The organism is Sediminitomix flava (assembly GCF_003149185.1).
Classification (GTDB): domain Bacteria; phylum Bacteroidota; class Bacteroidia; order Cytophagales; family Flammeovirgaceae; genus Sediminitomix; species Sediminitomix flava.
In genome coordinates, this window is the sequence record NZ_QGDO01000001.1 from 405,568 (window position 1) to 422,332 (window position 16,765).

Annotated in this window: 13 protein-coding genes; 7 read left to right on the plus strand and 6 right to left on the minus strand. The window is 34.4% G+C overall.

The window, feature by feature from the left end:
* Positions 1-2,625 carry a zinc-dependent metalloprotease gene (locus tag BC781_RS01550; protein WP_211323659.1) on the minus strand — a complete coding sequence of 875 codons (2,625 nt, stop codon included), beginning with the start codon at positions 2,623-2,625 and terminating at the stop codon, positions 1-3.
* A gap of 266 nt (positions 2,626-2,891) precedes the next feature.
* Between BC781_RS01550 and BC781_RS01555 the strand changes: the two genes are divergently transcribed.
* From BC781_RS01555 to BC781_RS01565, 3 genes are all read left to right on the plus strand, one after another.
* Positions 2,892-3,365: a GNAT family N-acetyltransferase gene (locus BC781_RS01555; protein ID WP_109615489.1), complete on the plus strand. Its 474-nt coding sequence runs from the start codon at positions 2,892-2,894 to the stop codon at positions 3,363-3,365.
* Between the two features lie 49 nt (positions 3,366-3,414).
* Positions 3,415-3,834 carry a hypothetical protein gene (locus tag BC781_RS01560; protein WP_109615490.1) on the plus strand — a complete coding sequence of 140 codons (420 nt, stop codon included), beginning with the start codon at positions 3,415-3,417 and terminating at the stop codon, positions 3,832-3,834.
* Between the two features lie 275 nt (positions 3,835-4,109).
* Entirely contained in the window at positions 4,110-4,901 is a 792-nt protein-coding gene (locus BC781_RS01565; RefSeq protein ID WP_109615491.1) for a hypothetical protein, read from the plus strand.
* Between the two features lie 68 nt (positions 4,902-4,969).
* Here BC781_RS01565 and BC781_RS01570 read toward each other — a convergent pair whose 3' ends face one another.
* Positions 4,970-6,436 (minus strand): T9SS type A sorting domain-containing protein, encoded by a 1,467-nt coding sequence (locus tag BC781_RS01570; RefSeq protein ID WP_109615492.1) that lies wholly within the window; start codon positions 6,434-6,436, stop codon positions 4,970-4,972.
* A 457-nt stretch (positions 6,437-6,893) separates the two neighbouring features.
* On the opposite strand from BC781_RS01570, the gene BC781_RS01575 reads away from it, so the two are divergent.
* Complete coding sequence (locus BC781_RS01575; protein ID WP_109615493.1) at positions 6,894-7,826, plus strand: hypothetical protein; 933 nt, start codon at positions 6,894-6,896, stop codon at positions 7,824-7,826.
* A gap of 92 nt (positions 7,827-7,918) precedes the next feature.
* Here the strand turns inward: BC781_RS01575 and BC781_RS01580 are convergent, their stop codons facing one another.
* From BC781_RS01580 to BC781_RS01590, 3 genes are all read right to left on the minus strand, one after another.
* Entirely contained in the window at positions 7,919-8,746 is an 828-nt protein-coding gene (locus BC781_RS01580) for an enoyl-ACP reductase FabI (protein ID WP_109615494.1), read from the minus strand.
* A 139-nt stretch (positions 8,747-8,885) separates the two neighbouring features.
* Positions 8,886-9,929 carry a 3-dehydroquinate synthase gene (gene aroB / locus BC781_RS01585; RefSeq protein ID WP_109615495.1) on the minus strand — a complete coding sequence of 348 codons (1,044 nt, stop codon included), beginning with the start codon at positions 9,927-9,929 and terminating at the stop codon, positions 8,886-8,888.
* Between the two features lie 184 nt (positions 9,930-10,113).
* A complete protein-coding gene (locus BC781_RS01590; protein ID WP_109615496.1) occupies positions 10,114-11,208 on the minus strand; it encodes a chorismate mutase in 1,095 nt (364 codons plus the stop codon).
* Positions 11,209-11,568: 360 nt separating this feature from the next.
* On the opposite strand from BC781_RS01590, the gene BC781_RS01595 reads away from it, so the two are divergent.
* Positions 11,569-12,594 (plus strand): NAD(P)H-dependent glycerol-3-phosphate dehydrogenase, encoded by a 1,026-nt coding sequence (locus tag BC781_RS01595; protein WP_109615497.1) that lies wholly within the window; start codon positions 11,569-11,571, stop codon positions 12,592-12,594.
* 409 nt (positions 12,595-13,003) lie between these two features.
* Entirely contained in the window at positions 13,004-13,906 is a 903-nt protein-coding gene (locus BC781_RS01600) for a S26 family signal peptidase (RefSeq protein WP_109615498.1), read from the plus strand.
* 217 nt (positions 13,907-14,123) lie between these two features.
* Here the strand turns inward: BC781_RS01600 and pgi are convergent, their stop codons facing one another.
* Complete coding sequence (pgi, locus tag BC781_RS01605) at positions 14,124-15,770, minus strand: glucose-6-phosphate isomerase (protein ID WP_109615499.1); 1,647 nt, start codon at positions 15,768-15,770, stop codon at positions 14,124-14,126.
* Between the two features lie 295 nt (positions 15,771-16,065).
* On the opposite strand from pgi, the gene BC781_RS01610 reads away from it, so the two are divergent.
* Positions 16,066-16,719 (plus strand): hypothetical protein, encoded by a 654-nt coding sequence (locus tag BC781_RS01610; RefSeq protein ID WP_109615500.1) that lies wholly within the window; start codon positions 16,066-16,068, stop codon positions 16,717-16,719.
* The last annotated feature ends 46 nt before the right edge of the window (positions 16,720-16,765 follow it).

Consider the following 16,765-nt stretch of genomic DNA (forward strand, 5'->3'; position numbering starts at 1 on the left):
TTAATTCACTGAAAGAGCTTTATCAATTGACATTTTAAGCTGCTCTTTATGAGCTCTTGAAAGAACATTTCCCGAAGGAACTTGAACTTGCGTTCTAATTTTTTTCAAGTTATACAGCGCCATTGCTCTTGCTGAGTACATGTATGGATTATTGTCTGATTTCTCAATCATCTTAATCAACTGATTTACATAGACTGTTTGCAAGTTTTGACGTGCTACACTTACATTTGATCGAATATCTTTCTTAATAATTGCATCATTCAATTCGGTCATATACGTTGCTAAATCATATTCATTTCCATACAATTCAGAATCAATGATACGTTGAACCGTATTAGGATGAAGTAAATGTCTCATTACATTTTTCTGAATCGACAAGATTTGCTGATGAATTTTAGGGTCTTCATTATTTCCCCAATGACTAAAACCTCTACGCTGAGACTGTAAATAAGCAAATGTATCGCTTGGCAAATTGAAAGCTGAAGGAGAAAAAACATAACGCTCCAAAGAAGCCATTGCTCTTTTCTGATCAGCTACAGAGATAGGTGTGTATGGCTGAGTTGCACCGTCCTCACCAGCAAAACCTCTTTCTACTTTTATACCACCAATATATCTACTGATTACCCCTGCCGAAGTACTGTATTGTCTCAAAAGAATATTATATGCATCTTTCAATGACTGATAAGACTCCCCTTTCTTAGAATATTTCTCCAAAAGGTTCTGCATCATTTCTTCTGAAAACTTCATGCGCTCTGTTGAATAAGAAATGGCATCGTTAGAAATATCACCAATCATTACTCTAGGGTCAATACCTCTACCAGGAGAACGCATATCGTCAGCATCATTTCCGAACATTAAAGCTGGTTCGCTTGATCTTGCTGTAATTGCATCCAACTCTGACTTATCTGATACAGGTTTGTAACCGTACTCAATTGCCCAAAGGTCATAAGGTCCTACAGAAGTAGAGTAATAATGCCCTTGATTTGCTCTATCTGAATTGATATTAATTTGAACATAGTCCATAACGGAGCCTGTAAGTCCTGTTTCAGAAGTTAGGCTCATATCATGCAATTGCTCAGGTGAATACAACTGTGAAGCTTTCATGTTATGGTTCAAGCCTAGCGTGTGTCCAACCTCGTGCATAATCAACTCCATCATTGCCTCTTTTTTGAGTTTTGTTAGAATCAGAGCATTCTCTTCTTCTACTTCTTCATCTAAAAGACTTTCAGCAATTTGTCCAAACATCATATTATTATGTAACTCATGACCATAGCTACAGAAATACTTCCCGTGAGTGTGTTCGTGATTATGAGCATCATTTACAGAATGTAATTCATTCTCAGAGAATAATTCTAGATGAGACTCTCCTTGTACACCTAGAAGTTCTGTATACGCTACTCTATTTGTAAAGTGTACATACTCTAACATAATATCAGCTCCAAGAATTTCTCCAGTTCTTGGGTTTGCAAAGCTTGGTCCATAACCTCCAAAAGCTGGTTTAGGCGAAGACGTCCAACGTAATACATTATATCTGATATCTCCAGCATCCCACTCTGCATCGTCTGGCTGCACTTTTACTTGCATTGCATTTTTAAAGCCTGCTTTTTCAAATGCAATATTCCACTTCAACACAGCTTCTTTGATTGTCTCTCTCCACTCTAAAGGTGTTGTGTTCTCAATCCACCAGACGATTGGTTTTTCTGGCTCAGAAATTTCTGCACTTGGGTCTTTCTTCTGCAAATCCCAACGGTGAATCAAGTCACGATATGGTGTAGCATTAGTTGCTGTCATATCTGTAACCTGCGTATTGAAATATCCGATTCGAGGGTCGTCAAAACGAGGTTCAAAATCATTTTCTGGCATTTCTATAAAAGAATGCTGAAGAATAACAGAAGTATTACGAGCATCTGTTACACTCTCATCGCCATATACTTTTGGTCTAGCGTTCTCAAAAACATATTCTACAACCACATCCGAGTTTTGAGGATATGATTTGATGTTTAAGTATTTCGATTTTGATTTTGAAAGTTTTCCTTCGCTAAAACGAGGTCTACCTGATGGAGAACTAAACGAAAGCTGAGTAAGTGTTTCACTCAAAAGGAAATCGTTTGCCTTCAACAAATACTGTGTACTGTCTTCTGAATAACCTTTAATTTCCATTGAAGCCAAAATTGAAGGCATTACATTGGCATCCGCAGACTTACTAATTGGATTATTTTCATCGAAATAAAAAGAATGATTTTCTTTTACCAATTCGATTTTATTGAAATGCTTTCTCAAGGTGAAAACTTCTGAATCTTGATAACTTCCACGAATCAAACGTCCACTTACATTTGCATTTCCATTTTCAACATAACTAAAATAGATAAACTCTTTATCGAGTTGTGTTTTATCTACTTGCAAGAATACCTCTCCTTTTTCTTGATCTTGATAAAAGGTAAAAAGCCCATCTTCTTTCACATGGTCTTTTACCATATCCTTGATGTACTTCTTTTTCTCTGGTTTTGGTTTCTCTGTGTTTTCAGTTTTCCCTTTTTTACGTTTTTTCTGCGCAAAAGCATCGTTTGTCAATCCATGTACAAACATACATGAGCTGAGCGCAATCATGGTTAGAATTGGTTTCATCGTATTAAAAAGATGTGTAAAAAGTTAATTGTTCACTGCATAGAGCCTTCGTTTTAGATTATTTCATCATGAAGAAAAAATAATTATTGACACTAAAAACAAGATAATTAAAAGGCTCTATTTGTATAATACTAAGTATTATATGGTGTATTAACAAGTTTTCATGATATATGTTCTAATCCTAGAAACATTTATATTCGTGATAGATATTCGTTAAAGTTTTTCCTAAAGTATATCTTAGCATTTTTACATTAACCAACAACAACGTGATCACACTAAAACGAACAGATGCTTCAAATCTAGATTTTAAAAAATTGGTACAATTCCTTGATATAGAATTAGCCATTATTGATGGGGATGACCACTCTTTTTATGCACAATACAACAAAACTGACCATATAAAATCTGTCGTGGTTGCTTACAACAATGGTCAAGCTGTGGGTTGTGGAGCTATCAAAGAGTTTGATAACGAAAGCACTGAAGTGAAACGCATGTATGTAGACAATTCTGTTAGAAATAAAGGTATTGCATCTTTAGTTCTGAAAGAATTAGAAAATTGGGCGTCAGAACTAGGCTACAAATTTACCGTTTTAGAAACAGGACTTCGCCAGCAAGATGCTATTGCACTCTATCAGAAAAATGGCTATCAAGTTATTCCGAACTACGGACAATACATCGGTGTAGATAACAGTCGTTGTTTCCAAAAAGAGCTTAATCTTCCAAAGACAAAGAATTCTTAAGTTTTGATTTCTGTTTACAAGGAGGAAAAGGTTTCAAGAATTATAATGTATGAATAATCAAATTGATGAATTTGTAGGAAAATGGATTCTTATTCCGGAAAGGTCAGTATTCCAAAATAATTCACCTTCTCTGAGTGGAGTATTTAAATGTAAATTATTAGATATTCATGCCCTTGAAGTTGAATTTAATTGGGTAGACTATGCCAATCAGCCTCATTTTTTAGAATATCATATGGTTGTTGATGCTACAATTCGTCCCTTCTTTCCTCCCGAATTATTTGATGGAATTTGTACGGAGATGATAGGTAAACATCAGCTGATGTTTTCATTATACATGAAAGACACTCTATTTTCTAAAACTAAACTTGAAATTCAGGCTGAAGATATTCTGAAAATGGATGAGTGTATCTTCCTTATGAATGGTGACACTCTACGTAATGTTCAATACTTTCAAAAAGTTAAACACTAAAACTTTCATCTTTTTGTTAGATAACATTTTAAAGAATCCTCTCACCCTCCTAAACACTTCCAACAGTTTTTTAACATATCCTAATGCAATAAACAATCAAACTGATTTAATAGTAAATTAGGGTAATGAAAGTCATCCTTTTAAGGATACTAAAGTTTCTAACTAACAACTCTTATTGTAAAAATTACAACAGAGTTTATTTTTTGAATAAAGGTTTTATGATAGTCGGGTTAAGCAACAGATTAATAATTTGTATCAGTTTACTAGTTGTGGTGATGGTAAGCTGTATCGAACAACAAAAGCTTAGTGTTTACGAAGATCAACTCGTATATGCTTTTGAGCTAGACAAACAAATGCCGTTGGTCAGTGAAGAATATCCTAACTTAAGTGAGGAGGAAGCTTATCGTATTCAAAAAGGATATGTAAATAAGCTTTTAGCTCATGAAAATATTGGTGGCTACAAAGCTAGCTTCATTGATACCAAAGTACACAATATGGATAAAGTTGGAAATCCTATTTTCAGTGTAATCTTTGAAAGTGACATTCAACCTCATAATTCTGAGCTTTCGCTATACGGTATTCATAAACCTGTACTAGAAACATACCTTGGCTTTACATTCAATCAGTCAATTCAAAATAAAGTCAATGATATTGACGAACTAAAAAGTCTAATCGATTCATATCGTCTAATCGGTGATATCACTGATCTAAAGTTCCATAATCTCAATAAGACAAAAACTGTAGATTTTATTGCTACAAATGCGGTATCTTCTTTCATTCTTGTCGGAGACACAACAAAATATACAGGACAAGACTTCCACAACTCTCTTGTCCAGATAAATTACAACAATAACCAACTGTATGAGCTTCGTCCTAAAAGAGATACGCAAAAAGCCTTAGAAGATCTGCTTTGGTTAATCAATACAACTATTGATCACGGCTACCCAATTGAGAAAGGTACTTTATTAAGCATTGGAGATAAAGCCCACTTAACCCCTGTGAGGCATGGTTCTTACGAAATGCTTACAGAAACCGCAGGAATGTTGAGTTTTAAAATTATTCAATAAAGAAAGAAGAGCTTACCCAAAAGGTAAGCTCTTTTCATTTTCTAATTGGATATTGGTTGTATAGTTAGTTATTTAGCTTCACTTTTTTTGACCAATCTAAAAGTCTCGGTTTGATTTAAATATTGTATTTGGATGGAGTAGACACCATCTTTCAAACCTGTTAAATCTACATCATTTGTAAACTGTCCTAGATTAGTAGTCTTGATTGGCATACCTAATAAGTCATAGATAACAACCTCTACAGGTTCTCTTGTCAGTTTTCTCAAATTTTTAATCTTAACTATATTTTGAGCCGGAACAGGGTAAAGACCTAGAGATAAATCGGTAATCGTATATTGATGAAGAGTAGTTGGTGAGTATTCATATGAATTATCATTATCTACCATCTTAAGACGATACAAATTGTAGCCAGCAGAAGGCTCTCTATGAATGAACTCGTAAGCTCTTAAAACTTCAGTGTCTCCACTCGCTGCTACTCTACCAATCGTTTTATAGTTCAGGCCATCAACACTATGCTGAACTTCAAAATAGTTACTATTAAATTCTGAGGCTGTTTCCCAATATAATTTCACGTTTTCTCCTTCAGATTCAGAATTGAATAATGTCAATTGGATTGGTAATGAAAAGTCAGGATCAGCATATGAACAAAGATTACAACCCGAATTTACAGCTATAGTGTTCTGATTATAATTTACGATTGTATAAGCTCGAATTGCATCATTATCGGCAGCGCCGTCACTATGATCCCAGACATCACAATTACACAAATCTTGTTCTCCTAGCTGATCTGAACCTGAAGGCAGATCATAGAACACACCACTACTTTGATTAATATCACCTCCTTTACACGTATTTTCAAAACCATTTTGAGGCCACGTTGAATCATTCACATCACTTTCCTTACACAGACACAAATCAAAACTTGAGAAACCTGTATCAGCTCTTCGATCTAGATTCAAAGCTTTTCCGCCATCGATTCCTGATGCTCCAATTGCGATACCCCATTGCTGGTTACCTTGTACAATACCTCTAGTTCTATAACTCGTAGAAGGACTTCCATTTACTGTAGTAGAAATAGGAGTGTTTTGTTCAAAGTACAATAAATATGCATCTGAGGGTAAAGCATCTTGAACGATGATCGAAATAGGTACTTTAGTAATAAAGTCGAAACTTGTTGTAAGAATATCAAAGAAAGAATACTGAGGTGAGGTAAAAGTACATTGTTCAATCTGACCATTCTCATTAGCACAAGCTGCAAATATCGTTTGTAGTTCAGCTTCGTTTGGATCACTTGCTCCTAAAGCACAGAAACAAGCTTTTATAGTCGTACTCGTTGATGGGAATTGAGAATATAAACATTGACCTTCTACATTATTTAGATTAACGGTTCCATTATCTAAATCGGTATCCTCTGTTAAATCTCCACTTATGGTATTACAAGATTCACATTGAGCCATGACATTTACACTGCTCCACATCACAAATAAAAGGATAGTACATAGCTTGAATAAGCTATTGAGTTGTTTGCTTTTCATAATAGATTAATAGGTAATTAGGTGTTTGTAGTTTTGTTACTGTTTTTAGTTCTGAGCATAATTTAGTTCGCTCTTCTTTTTAGGTTAATTGTAGATTTATTTACATAGGCAAGTTTAGAATAGGTTTTATAGCTTTAGGTTACTATCTGCATTAATCCGAATCAGCTAAAAATCGTTCAAGCTTTTTTTTATGAATCAACAGATTCTATTTTAAGTCCTAATTTTAAAATGATTGTTTTAATAAATCTAAGGTAGAGAAATAGCTTACGTAGCTGAGAATCTACAATCGACTAATCATTGATCTAATTACTAGTTTCTAACAACCTTCTTCTATCACAGTAATATCTAGATATAATTTAATTTTAGTTATTTTCACCCCTAACATTATACATTATATCTAAGTGATTTTAAACTGAATTTTCACTTATATACTTAAACTGATAAATAGATTTTAAGAATGAAAAGGGTATTATTTTTAGCGTTCGTTTATTCACTTTTTAGCTATTCTGCATTGGCACAGATCAATATGAATGACTCATCGGCACAAGTCATTGGATATTGGGATATGAATGAAAAGCAAAGCTACACTATCACAGAGGAGAAATATAAAATCAGAGATGCAGATACAACAAACAGAGAATTTATCAAATATTCAGTTGATGTTACTATTGTAGACTCTACAGCAAACTCATATGATATTGAATGGCTTTACAAAGACTTCGATATTGATACAGAAGATGAATTCAGTAAAAAACTCATTTCAATATCGGAAAATATGGTTATAAAGATTAGAACTGATGAAATGGGGTCACTTCAACATGTCTTGAATTGGAAAGAAGTACAAAAGTACATCTCTAAATCTTTGAAACTATTGAAAAAAGAGTTTAAAAAGCAGATCAAGGATGCTCCTAATATGGATCAAATATTTAGACAAGTAGCAAATATGTATGCCACTAAAGAAGCGATTGAAGCTGGAGCAATTAAAGAGATATTACAGTTTTATACTTTTCATGGAGCTAGGTATGAACTTGGTGAAGAATATAAAGGTGATATGAAAACTGCAAATCTTTTAGGCGGAGAACCATTTGATACTCATATGTCTGTTTCATTGGATGAGTTAAACCCTGAGGACAATAATTACATCATACGAATGAAATCATCTGTTGACTCACAACAATTGACAGATGCCACTTTTAATTATTTGACACAAATGACAGCTTCTCTTAATGTATCAAACCTCAAAAGAGAAGATTTTCCTAATCTTTCAAACGATACTTGGACAGCCTCAAGAATTCATGGATCGGGCTGGGTTATTTATACTATAGAAACCAAAGAAGTTTTTGCAGAAGGTCGTACAAATGTAGAAGAAAGAATAATTGAAATTCAATAAGTACAACTAAGTAATATCAATATAAAAACCCCATTATTCGTCTTAAAACAAATAATGGGGTTAAATCAATAAGCTTGAAAAAGTGAGCGATTCTATTCTTCTACTTCACTCATCATTTTATCAATCAATTTCTCAGTCATACCAGATGCAGAGAAACCACCATCATGGAATAAGTTCTGCATTGTCACCTTTTTTGTAAGGTCAGAGAACATTGTTACACAGTAGTTTGCACAGTCTTCCGCTGTTGCATTTCCTAATGGAGAAAGGATATCAGCGTAGTCATAGAATACATTGAAACCTTTGATTCCTTTACCTGCTGTAGTAACTGTTGGAGATTGAGAAATTGTATTTACACGAATACCTTTGCTCTCACCCAAACGTTGTCCGAAACTTCTAGCGATAGACTCAAGCACTGCTTTAGCTTGACACATATCTCCATAGTTAGGATACGAACGCTGAGCTGCGATATATGAAAGACCCAAGATTGAAGCTCCATCTTTAAAGAAATCCATCTTCTCTCCTACTTGCATCATTTTGTGGAATGACAAAGCAGAAATATCGATTGACTTTTGGAACCAATCATAGTTTAGGTCTGCGTAATGCTTTTTCTTTCTTACGTTCGGGCTCATCCCGATTGAGTGCAATAAGAAATCAATTTTCTCTACACCCAAAGCTTCTTTAGCTTTCTCATAAAGGTTTTCGATGTCTTCAGTAGAAGTAGCATCCGCTGGGATAATTACGGCATCAGTCAATTCAGCCAATTTGTTCAAAGTACCCATACGAAGTGCAATCGGAGCATTGGTCAAAACGATTTTCGCTCCCTCTTCATGACATTTCAATGCTGTTTGCCAAGCAATTGAATTCTCATCGATGGCACCAGTAATGATACCATATTTCCCTTTTAATAAGTTGTAAGCCATAATGCTTTAATATTTACAGATGATTTTTTGATTCGTCTCTTGGTGTAAAAGACGCTAAGACGATAAAAAATTTACGAATGTTCTAAAACTTAAAGAGGCAAAAATATAATTTTTATCTAAAAAGCCACAAACTTTAGTCCTAGCCCTTCAAAGAAATATAATATTTTAAGCTTTCTTCTACTTCTTCCCAATTTACAAACTGGTCATATTCAGCCTTTCCAATCTTAGAGATTAAGGACATGTTAATCTTTCCACTTTCATTTTTCTTGTCTTGCAACAAATAAGAATGAATAGCAGAAAAATCTGACTCTGAAATAGTAGGATAACCATACTCTTGCAACAAATATGCCGTTACTTCAGAAAGTTCTGAATCAGTTAGACTACATTTCTTAGTAGAAATAAACGCCTCACAAATCATTCCTACAGCAATAGCTTCCCCATGCAAAAGTTTACGTTCTGGAATATCCAACAAATAACTTTCGATAGCATGTCCGACACTGTGTCCGTAATTCAAGATTTTTCGAAGTGAATTTTCTTTAGGATCTTGATCTACCACATCAGATTTAATACCGACAGAATGCGGAATCATATCTGTCCAGTCTTGCTCATATACTCCTTTCTGCGTTATTTTTTTCCAATGAGAACCATCTGCGATCAAAGCATGCTTCAATATTTCAGCATAACCAGACCTCACTTCTCTCTGAGGCAGTGACTTAATAAAATCAGGGAATATCAGTACTTGGTCAGGAATCTGAAATACCCCAATATGATTTTTGTATTTGTGGAAATCGATACCAAGTTTTCCACCTACACTTGCGTCTACTTGAGAAAGAAGTGTCGTAGGCATTTGCCAAAACTTGATTCCTCTTTTATAAGTTGAAGCACAAAAACCACCCATATCTCCAATGACACCACCTCCCAGATTCAGGACAAAACCTTTACGGTCAAAGCCTTCATCCGTTAGCTGTTGCCAAATGTGTGTACAGGTTTGTAAGTTTTTCTCTTCTTCACCTGATTTCACTTGAATCAGTAAGTGATCTTCAGGAAGAAATTCTTTAACGATTGGATAGCAATTCTCTAATGTATTTTCATCAACAATTACAGCTACTTTTGAGTATGCTTCCAATGGTGAAAATACGTCTTTATTGATCTCAGTGAGAAAGCTAACATTGTTTAAACTCATATTGACTAAGGTTTAGAGCTTAAATAGAAAGTATGATTATTCTTTTAAAAATCGGGATGATAAAAAATACGTTGAACGCTTTCTGATCAATTACCCCTAAAATAGCAAGAACCCATCCCTTTGAGCTCCTTAAAAGGGGATATAAAGGGATGGGTTCATCATAAGCTAAAAGCTTAATTTATGATTATCCTTCAGATTTTTCAGTATTAACTACTTTAGTCTGAATACGGATAGACTCGTCATGAATCAATTTGAACATTTGCTCAACAAAAGTTTTATTCAACTCCAATTTTTGAGCTTGGTTCGGACGGTTTTGGAATACATCAATCCAACGATCAGCTTGGAATACTGTAACGTTGTTATCTCTTTTGTACTCACCGATTTTGTCTACAACCTTCATTCTGTGGTGTAGTGCTTCCAAAATCTCAGTATCGATTGTATCGATTTGCTTTCTCAAGTCCTCCAAGTTGTGAACGAACTCAGGGTTATCTGAAGAAGACTGCTTGATTTTAATAGTGTTCAAAATCTCAGCTAATCTTTCTGGCGTCACTTGTTGAGCAGCATCAGACCAAGCATTTGTTGGGTCGTAGTGCGTCTCAATCATCAAACCATCAAAATCTAAATCAATAGCTTTTTGAGAAATTGGCAAGATTAAATCTCTGTTACCTGCAATGTGAGAAGGGTCACAAAGAATTGGAAGATTAGGAAGTTCAGACTTCAATGCGATAGCTAAAGACCACATTGGCTCATTTCTGTACTTCGATTTTTGGTGCGACGAGAATCCTCTGTGAAGTGCCGCAATATTTCTGATACCAGAATTGTAGATACGCTCAATTGCTCCCATCCAAAGTGCTAAGTCTGGGTTGATTGGGTTTTTTACGATTACTGGTACATCAACTCCTTTCAAGGCATCAGCAATTTCTTGAATTGTGAAAGGGTTTACTGTACTACGTGCTCCAATCCAAAGAACGTCTACACCATATTTCAAAGCCAATTCTACGTGCTGCGCATTTGCAACCTCAGTAGTGATTGGCATATTTAATTCTTCTTTTACAGCCTTGAACCATTTCAAACCTTCTTCACCGATTCCTTCAAATGAACCAGGTCTTGTTCTTGGCTTCCAAATACCTGCTCTCAACAAAGAAACATCAATATTTTCTTTGATCTGGCGGCAAGTTGCTAATAATTGCTCTTCTGTCTCTGCGCTACATGGACCTGCAATTGCAATGGGAGTATCTTTGATCATACTCCAGTTCTTCAACGGTTGAATATCTTGCATAAGTTGTTTTGTAAGTGAATTTGATACGGAAACTTTGTGATCACAGCCTTTAAAACAATAAAATTACAGCTTATGATCTTGTAATTGCGTTAATATACCTTTATAAGACACACTTTAAAGTTTTTTTAAGAAAACCCTAAATCGTATATTTTGGACAAATCTAAGCCTTTTGTTTACAAATGCAAGATTAAATATGGCTATTGGCATAAAATAGATAATATTCTTACATTTTGTTCAAAAATAGCACAGATATCAACAATTAATAGTATTTTTGCAAGAATATTTTTTGAAATGAAGCATGAATACAATGTGTTTGACATTTAGAGCTAAACACATGATGTGTAATTAAAATGATCAACTGTGGGTACACTAAATACAGAATTTGATACATCTGTAAAAAGAATAGCTGTTGTTGGAGGAGGAAGTTGGGCTACTGCTCTCATTAAGATTTTCTCTGAGGGCGATCAAGTGAAACTCAATTGGTGGCTAAGAAACAAAAAAGATATAAATCATATCAGACGCTATCATTCGAACCCAAGATACTTGGGTGCTGTAAAGATAGAACCTGAAAAAGTTACGCCTTACGAAGATTTACGTGAAGCGATAAAGAATGCAGATACAGTTATGTTAGCTGTTCCTGCAGCATTCATTATAGAAGCTTTAGGTGATTTGACTGCTGAAGATTTTAAAGGAAAAAAAATCATTTCTACTATTAAAGGAATGATTCCTAAACAAAATATCTTAGTCACGCAGTATATGGAAGATGTTTTTGGAATACCACATGACGCGATAGCTGTCATCGGAGGACCTTGCCATGCTGAAGAAGTTGCAATGGAAAAACAATCTTACCTCACTGTCGCTAGTTCTTGCAACGAATATGCAGAGTCTTTGGCAGATGCCATGAAATGCCGTTTTATCAAGACTGCAACTGTAGATGATTTATACGGTGTTGAATACTGTGCTGTAATGAAAAACATAATTGCAGTAGCATGCGGTGTGGCACACGGATTAAACTACGGAGATAACTTCCAAGCCGTTCTTGTTTCTAATGCCTTACAAGAAATTAAATGTTTCTTGAAAAGAGCATATAATATTGAAAGAGACCTTGCCTCATCGGCTTATCTTGGGGATCTTTTGGTAACCACTTACTCTCAATTCAGTAGAAACCGTACTTTCGGTAATATGATTGGAAGAGGGTACTCTGTGAAAGCAGCTCAATTGGAGATGGAAATGATTGCTGAAGGCTATTATGCCTCTAAAAGCATTTATGAAATCAATAAGGATTTAGGAGCTGAAATGCCTATTACTACAGCCGTTTTTCATATCATCTATGAAAGAATCTCTCCTTACGTAGAGTTCAACATCTTGAAAAACAAATTGACTTAATACTACATTATGAAATGGAGTAAACTCCATTAATCGAGGTAAAATATTATTGAAAAGCGTTAGTATGAGATTAATAACTCAAACTAACGCTTTTTCTTTTTAGCAATATAAGTTAGAAAGTAATTATATTCTTTTCGCATATAGTTAAATTACAATGGAATTAAAAAGAAAATTGACTATCGACTAACCTTAAACTTTCTTATATTATAGTAGGATTCAAAACGAACATTAGAAGATGTACGCGTTTAAGAGCATCTATAGATATGATTAAAATTCTCGAAGCTATACCACTATTTACTTTTATATGGAATGAAATAGAATTAACTCTCAATTGACAAATGCTTATTAATATGTTCAATCCTAACAAAGTCTTAGTAACTATCTTTGAGAAATTATTTCACTTAATTTTATGAATAATACAATTCAAGACAAACTAACATCTAAAAGCCCGATAGTAGCTGGTCTCCTTTCATTTTTTTTACTAGACCTTGGATTTCTATACCTATTGGAGTTTAAAAAATGGCTTGCTTTCAGGCTAGGTATTTGGGCACTTTTCTTATTCGTAAGTTATACTGGAGTAATCTCAACTTTTTCAAACCTTGTTTTATTCATTCTAACACTCTTATTCCTTAAAATTATCATTATTATATATACCATCAATCTAAGTTCTAAAGAATCTAAGCCTCCTTTTGAAAAGTATAATAATCTACCCAATCATCTAATCGTATTTCTATTTATCAGCATTATAAATCTTACGTTCATAAGTCCTAGCTCTAAACTTTGGTCAAAAAATCATTTCTCGCAGAATACTTCATCAGACTTGTCTTCAGCATTGACCACTGGAGATTTCATCTCTTGGGAACAAACCAAAAAAGTTAAAACAGATGATATAATCGTATTCAAAAGATCAGATAGTGAAGGATACGAAACACAAAGATGTACAGCTATTGCAGGCGATAAGATTGAGTATAAAATAAACTCAGATAAGAATATTGATACAAAGTTCACACTTCCTTTCGCAGGTATGACAGTCACTTTAAATGAAAAAAATATACTTTTCTACAGTTCTTTAATCAGGAAGTATGAGCTTATTAATGAATTAATAATACAGAAGAACAATCAATTAGTGATCGGTAACAAAATAGTAAAAAACTATACTTTCAAGAATAATTACTATTTTACTGAAGGAGTTTATTCAAAAAATAACCCAAATTCATTTTTTCAAATGCCTATCCCAGAATATATGGTTTGTGGTAAAGCACTTTATATTTGGTGGTCTTCAGATCTTTCTCGAATAGGTTATGCACTGTAAAACACATCTCACATAATGTTTGAAATTCTTATCCTATTGTGCTTTTTTGGTCTTTTAAATACCATCTCGATTCACTATAAAAAGTCAAAACGTAGAAATGAAGACTTAAGAAAACTCAAAGAATTTGAAGAAAAACATCCTTCTAAAAAAATATAAAAAAAGCCTCTGTGATCTTAAATGACCACAGAGGCTTATATTATTTTGCTTCTTAAAAAGCTTATCTCATTTCTTTGAACATATTGATCAAAGTATTTGTAGAAGCATCATGTGATGATACTGTCTCATCATTCTGAAGTTCTGGTAGAATTTGGTTAGCCAATTGCTTACCTAGCTCTACTCCCCATTGGTCAAATGAGAAGATGTTCCAAATCACACCTTGAACAAAAATTTTATGCTCATACATCGCTACTAAAGCACCCAAAGTAAATGGCGTTACTTTTTTCACCAAGATTGAGTTTGTAGGACGATTTCCTTCAAAAATCTTGAAGTTTTTCAATGCTGCAATTTCATCAGCAGACTTACCTGCCTTCTCCAATTCAGCAACTACTACTTCCTCAGTTTTACCCATCATCAATGCTTCCGTTTGAGCAAAGAAGTTAGACATCAATTTCGCGTGATGATCTCCGATAGGATTTTGAGATTGTGCTGGAGCGATGAAATCCGAAGGGATCAATTTTGTTCCTTGGTGGATCAACTGATAGAATGCATGTTGTCCGTTTGTACCAGGCTCACCCCAAATAATTGGACCAGTTTGGTAATCTACTGGATTTCCACCTCTATCTACATATTTACCATTAGACTCCATATCTCCCTGTTGGAAATATGCAGCAAAACGGTGCATATATTGATCGTATGGAAGAATTGAATGAGAGTCTGCACCGAAGAAGTTGTTATACCAAACTCCTAACATTGCCAAAATTACAGGAAGGTTACTTTCTAGTTCCTCATTTTGGAAGTGTTTATCCATTGCATGAGCACCTTCCAATAACTCGATAAAGTTATCAAAACCGATAGAACAAGCAATTGGTAAACCAATAGCAGACCATAACGAGTAACGACCTCCTACCCAGTCCCAGAAACCGAACATGTTTTCAGTAGCAATACCGAATTCAGAAACTGATTTTGCATTAGTAGACAATGCAACGAAGTGTTTAGCTACATTTGCTTCATCTTTTGCAGCCTCCAAGAACCAAGACTTCGCAGAGTTTGCGTTTGTCATTGTTTCTTGAGTCGTGAATGTTTTAGAAGCAATAATGAAAAGTGTAGTTTCAGGATCTACTTTTTTCAAAGTCTCAGCAATGTGCGTACCATCAACATTTGATACGAAGTGAGCATTGATATGAGTCTTGTATGGCTTCAACGCTTCAGTAACCATAACAGGACCAAGATCTGAACCACCAATACCGATGTTTACAATATCAGTAATTGCTTTTCCTGTATATCCTTTCCACTCTCCAGAGATCAATTTCTCTGTAAAGTTCTTCATTTGCTCTAATACAGCATTAACATCTGGCATTACATCTTGACCATCCAATACTACAGGAGTATTAGAACGATTACGCAATGCAGTATGGAGAACAGCACGTCCTTCTGTTTGGTTGATTTTCTCTGCACCGAACATGCTTCCGATTGCTTTTGGCAACCCACATTCTTTTGCTAAATCGATCAAAAGAGATTTCGTCTCTTCTGTGATGATGTTTTTAGAGTAATCAACAAAGATATCTTCAAATTTCACTGAGAACTTATTCGTTCTGTCTGCATCCTCAGCGAAGAGGTTTTTCATTTCTAGATTTTTCGCTTCCTCGAAATGCTTTTCTAATGCTTTCCAAGCATTTGTCTGAGTAGGATTGATGTTTTCCAACATAATTCTTGCTAAATATTAATACAAGTTAGTAGATCAAATGAATTCATTGAGAGCTCGAAAGGTCTTAAATACCAAACAAGCTTCTAACAGTTAACATTCATGCACAAAATTAAAAGATCTGAGAGAATTGTATTAGTCTTTGAGCATAAACAAAGACTGATTTTCATCAACATTTGTTATTCACAGTCCCGAAACCGATTTCGTTAAAATTAAAGTATTAAGGTACACCAATGGACTTCTGAAAAAATAAAGCTGTTTTCAATGCAGACAACCTAATAAACACTAAAACTAACCTATGTATCATTTCAGAAGACTTTTAGTTTTTACGCTTTTAAGTTTACTATTTATCAATCTCACTTCAGCACAGAAATTTACTCGTGATGTTTGGCATGAAGGAGAAATTGATCTAAATGACGGTAGTACGGTTAAAGGTTTACTTAAAATAGATATTGAGAAAGAAAGCATTCAGCTAAAGAGTAAAGGAACTATCCGTTCGTTTAGTGCTCAGAATATTCAAGCTTTCCAAATTATAGATTCCAGAAGTAAAAAACTTCGCTCCTTTTATGCTCTTCCCTTTTATACACCAAATGGTTATGGCAATCCACATCTCTTCGAACTACTGACCGAAGGTGAGACCAGCCTATTGGTTAGAGAACGTATTGTAGAAAAAATAGAAAGCAATTTTGACCCTTATTGGGGGAATATGAATAGCAAACAACAATATGTAAGAGAGGATGATTTTTATCTTTTAAAACCTAGTTCATCTATTAAAATGGTTGATCTGAGAAATAGAGAAGCCTCACTTGAACACATGAAAGATCAGAAAGAAGGACTTATGGCATATATAAAACAAGGTAAGCTGAAATATTATACAAGATCAGATATGATTAAGATTGTCAATAAGTATAATCAATTAAAGACAGTAAATAAGCAAGCTTCAAATCAATAGTTTAAATTCGACAACTATCTATACAAACAGACTATATATAAGAAGA

What these genes read in the sequence shown, in the direction of transcription:
- BC781_RS01550 (WP_211323659.1), bottom strand. Translation starts at nt 2,625, where the DNA reads ATGAAACCAATTCTAACCATGATTGCGCTCAGCTCATGTATGTTTGTA.
- BC781_RS01560 (WP_109615490.1), top strand. Translation starts at nt 3,415, where the DNA reads ATGAATAATCAAATTGATGAATTTGTAGGAAAATGGATTCTTATTCCG.
- BC781_RS01565 (WP_109615491.1), top strand. Translation starts at nt 4,110, where the DNA reads ATGGTAAGCTGTATCGAACAACAAAAGCTTAGTGTTTACGAAGATCAA.
- BC781_RS01570 (WP_109615492.1), bottom strand. Translation starts at nt 6,436, where the DNA reads ATGAAAAGCAAACAACTCAATAGCTTATTCAAGCTATGTACTATCCTT.
- BC781_RS01575 (WP_109615493.1), top strand. Translation starts at nt 6,894, where the DNA reads ATGAAAAGGGTATTATTTTTAGCGTTCGTTTATTCACTTTTTAGCTAT.
- BC781_RS01580 (WP_109615494.1), bottom strand. Translation starts at nt 8,746, where the DNA reads ATGGCTTACAACTTATTAAAAGGGAAATATGGTATCATTACTGGTGCC.
- aroB (WP_109615495.1), bottom strand. Translation starts at nt 9,929, where the DNA reads ATGAGTTTAAACAATGTTAGCTTTCTCACTGAGATCAATAAAGACGTA.
- BC781_RS01590 (WP_109615496.1), bottom strand. Translation starts at nt 11,208, where the DNA reads ATGCAAGATATTCAACCGTTGAAGAACTGGAGTATGATCAAAGATACT.
- BC781_RS01600 (WP_109615498.1), top strand. Translation starts at nt 13,004, where the DNA reads ATGAATAATACAATTCAAGACAAACTAACATCTAAAAGCCCGATAGTA.
- pgi (WP_109615499.1), bottom strand. Translation starts at nt 15,770, where the DNA reads ATGTTGGAAAACATCAATCCTACTCAGACAAATGCTTGGAAAGCATTA.
- BC781_RS01610 (WP_109615500.1), top strand. Translation starts at nt 16,066, where the DNA reads ATGTATCATTTCAGAAGACTTTTAGTTTTTACGCTTTTAAGTTTACTA.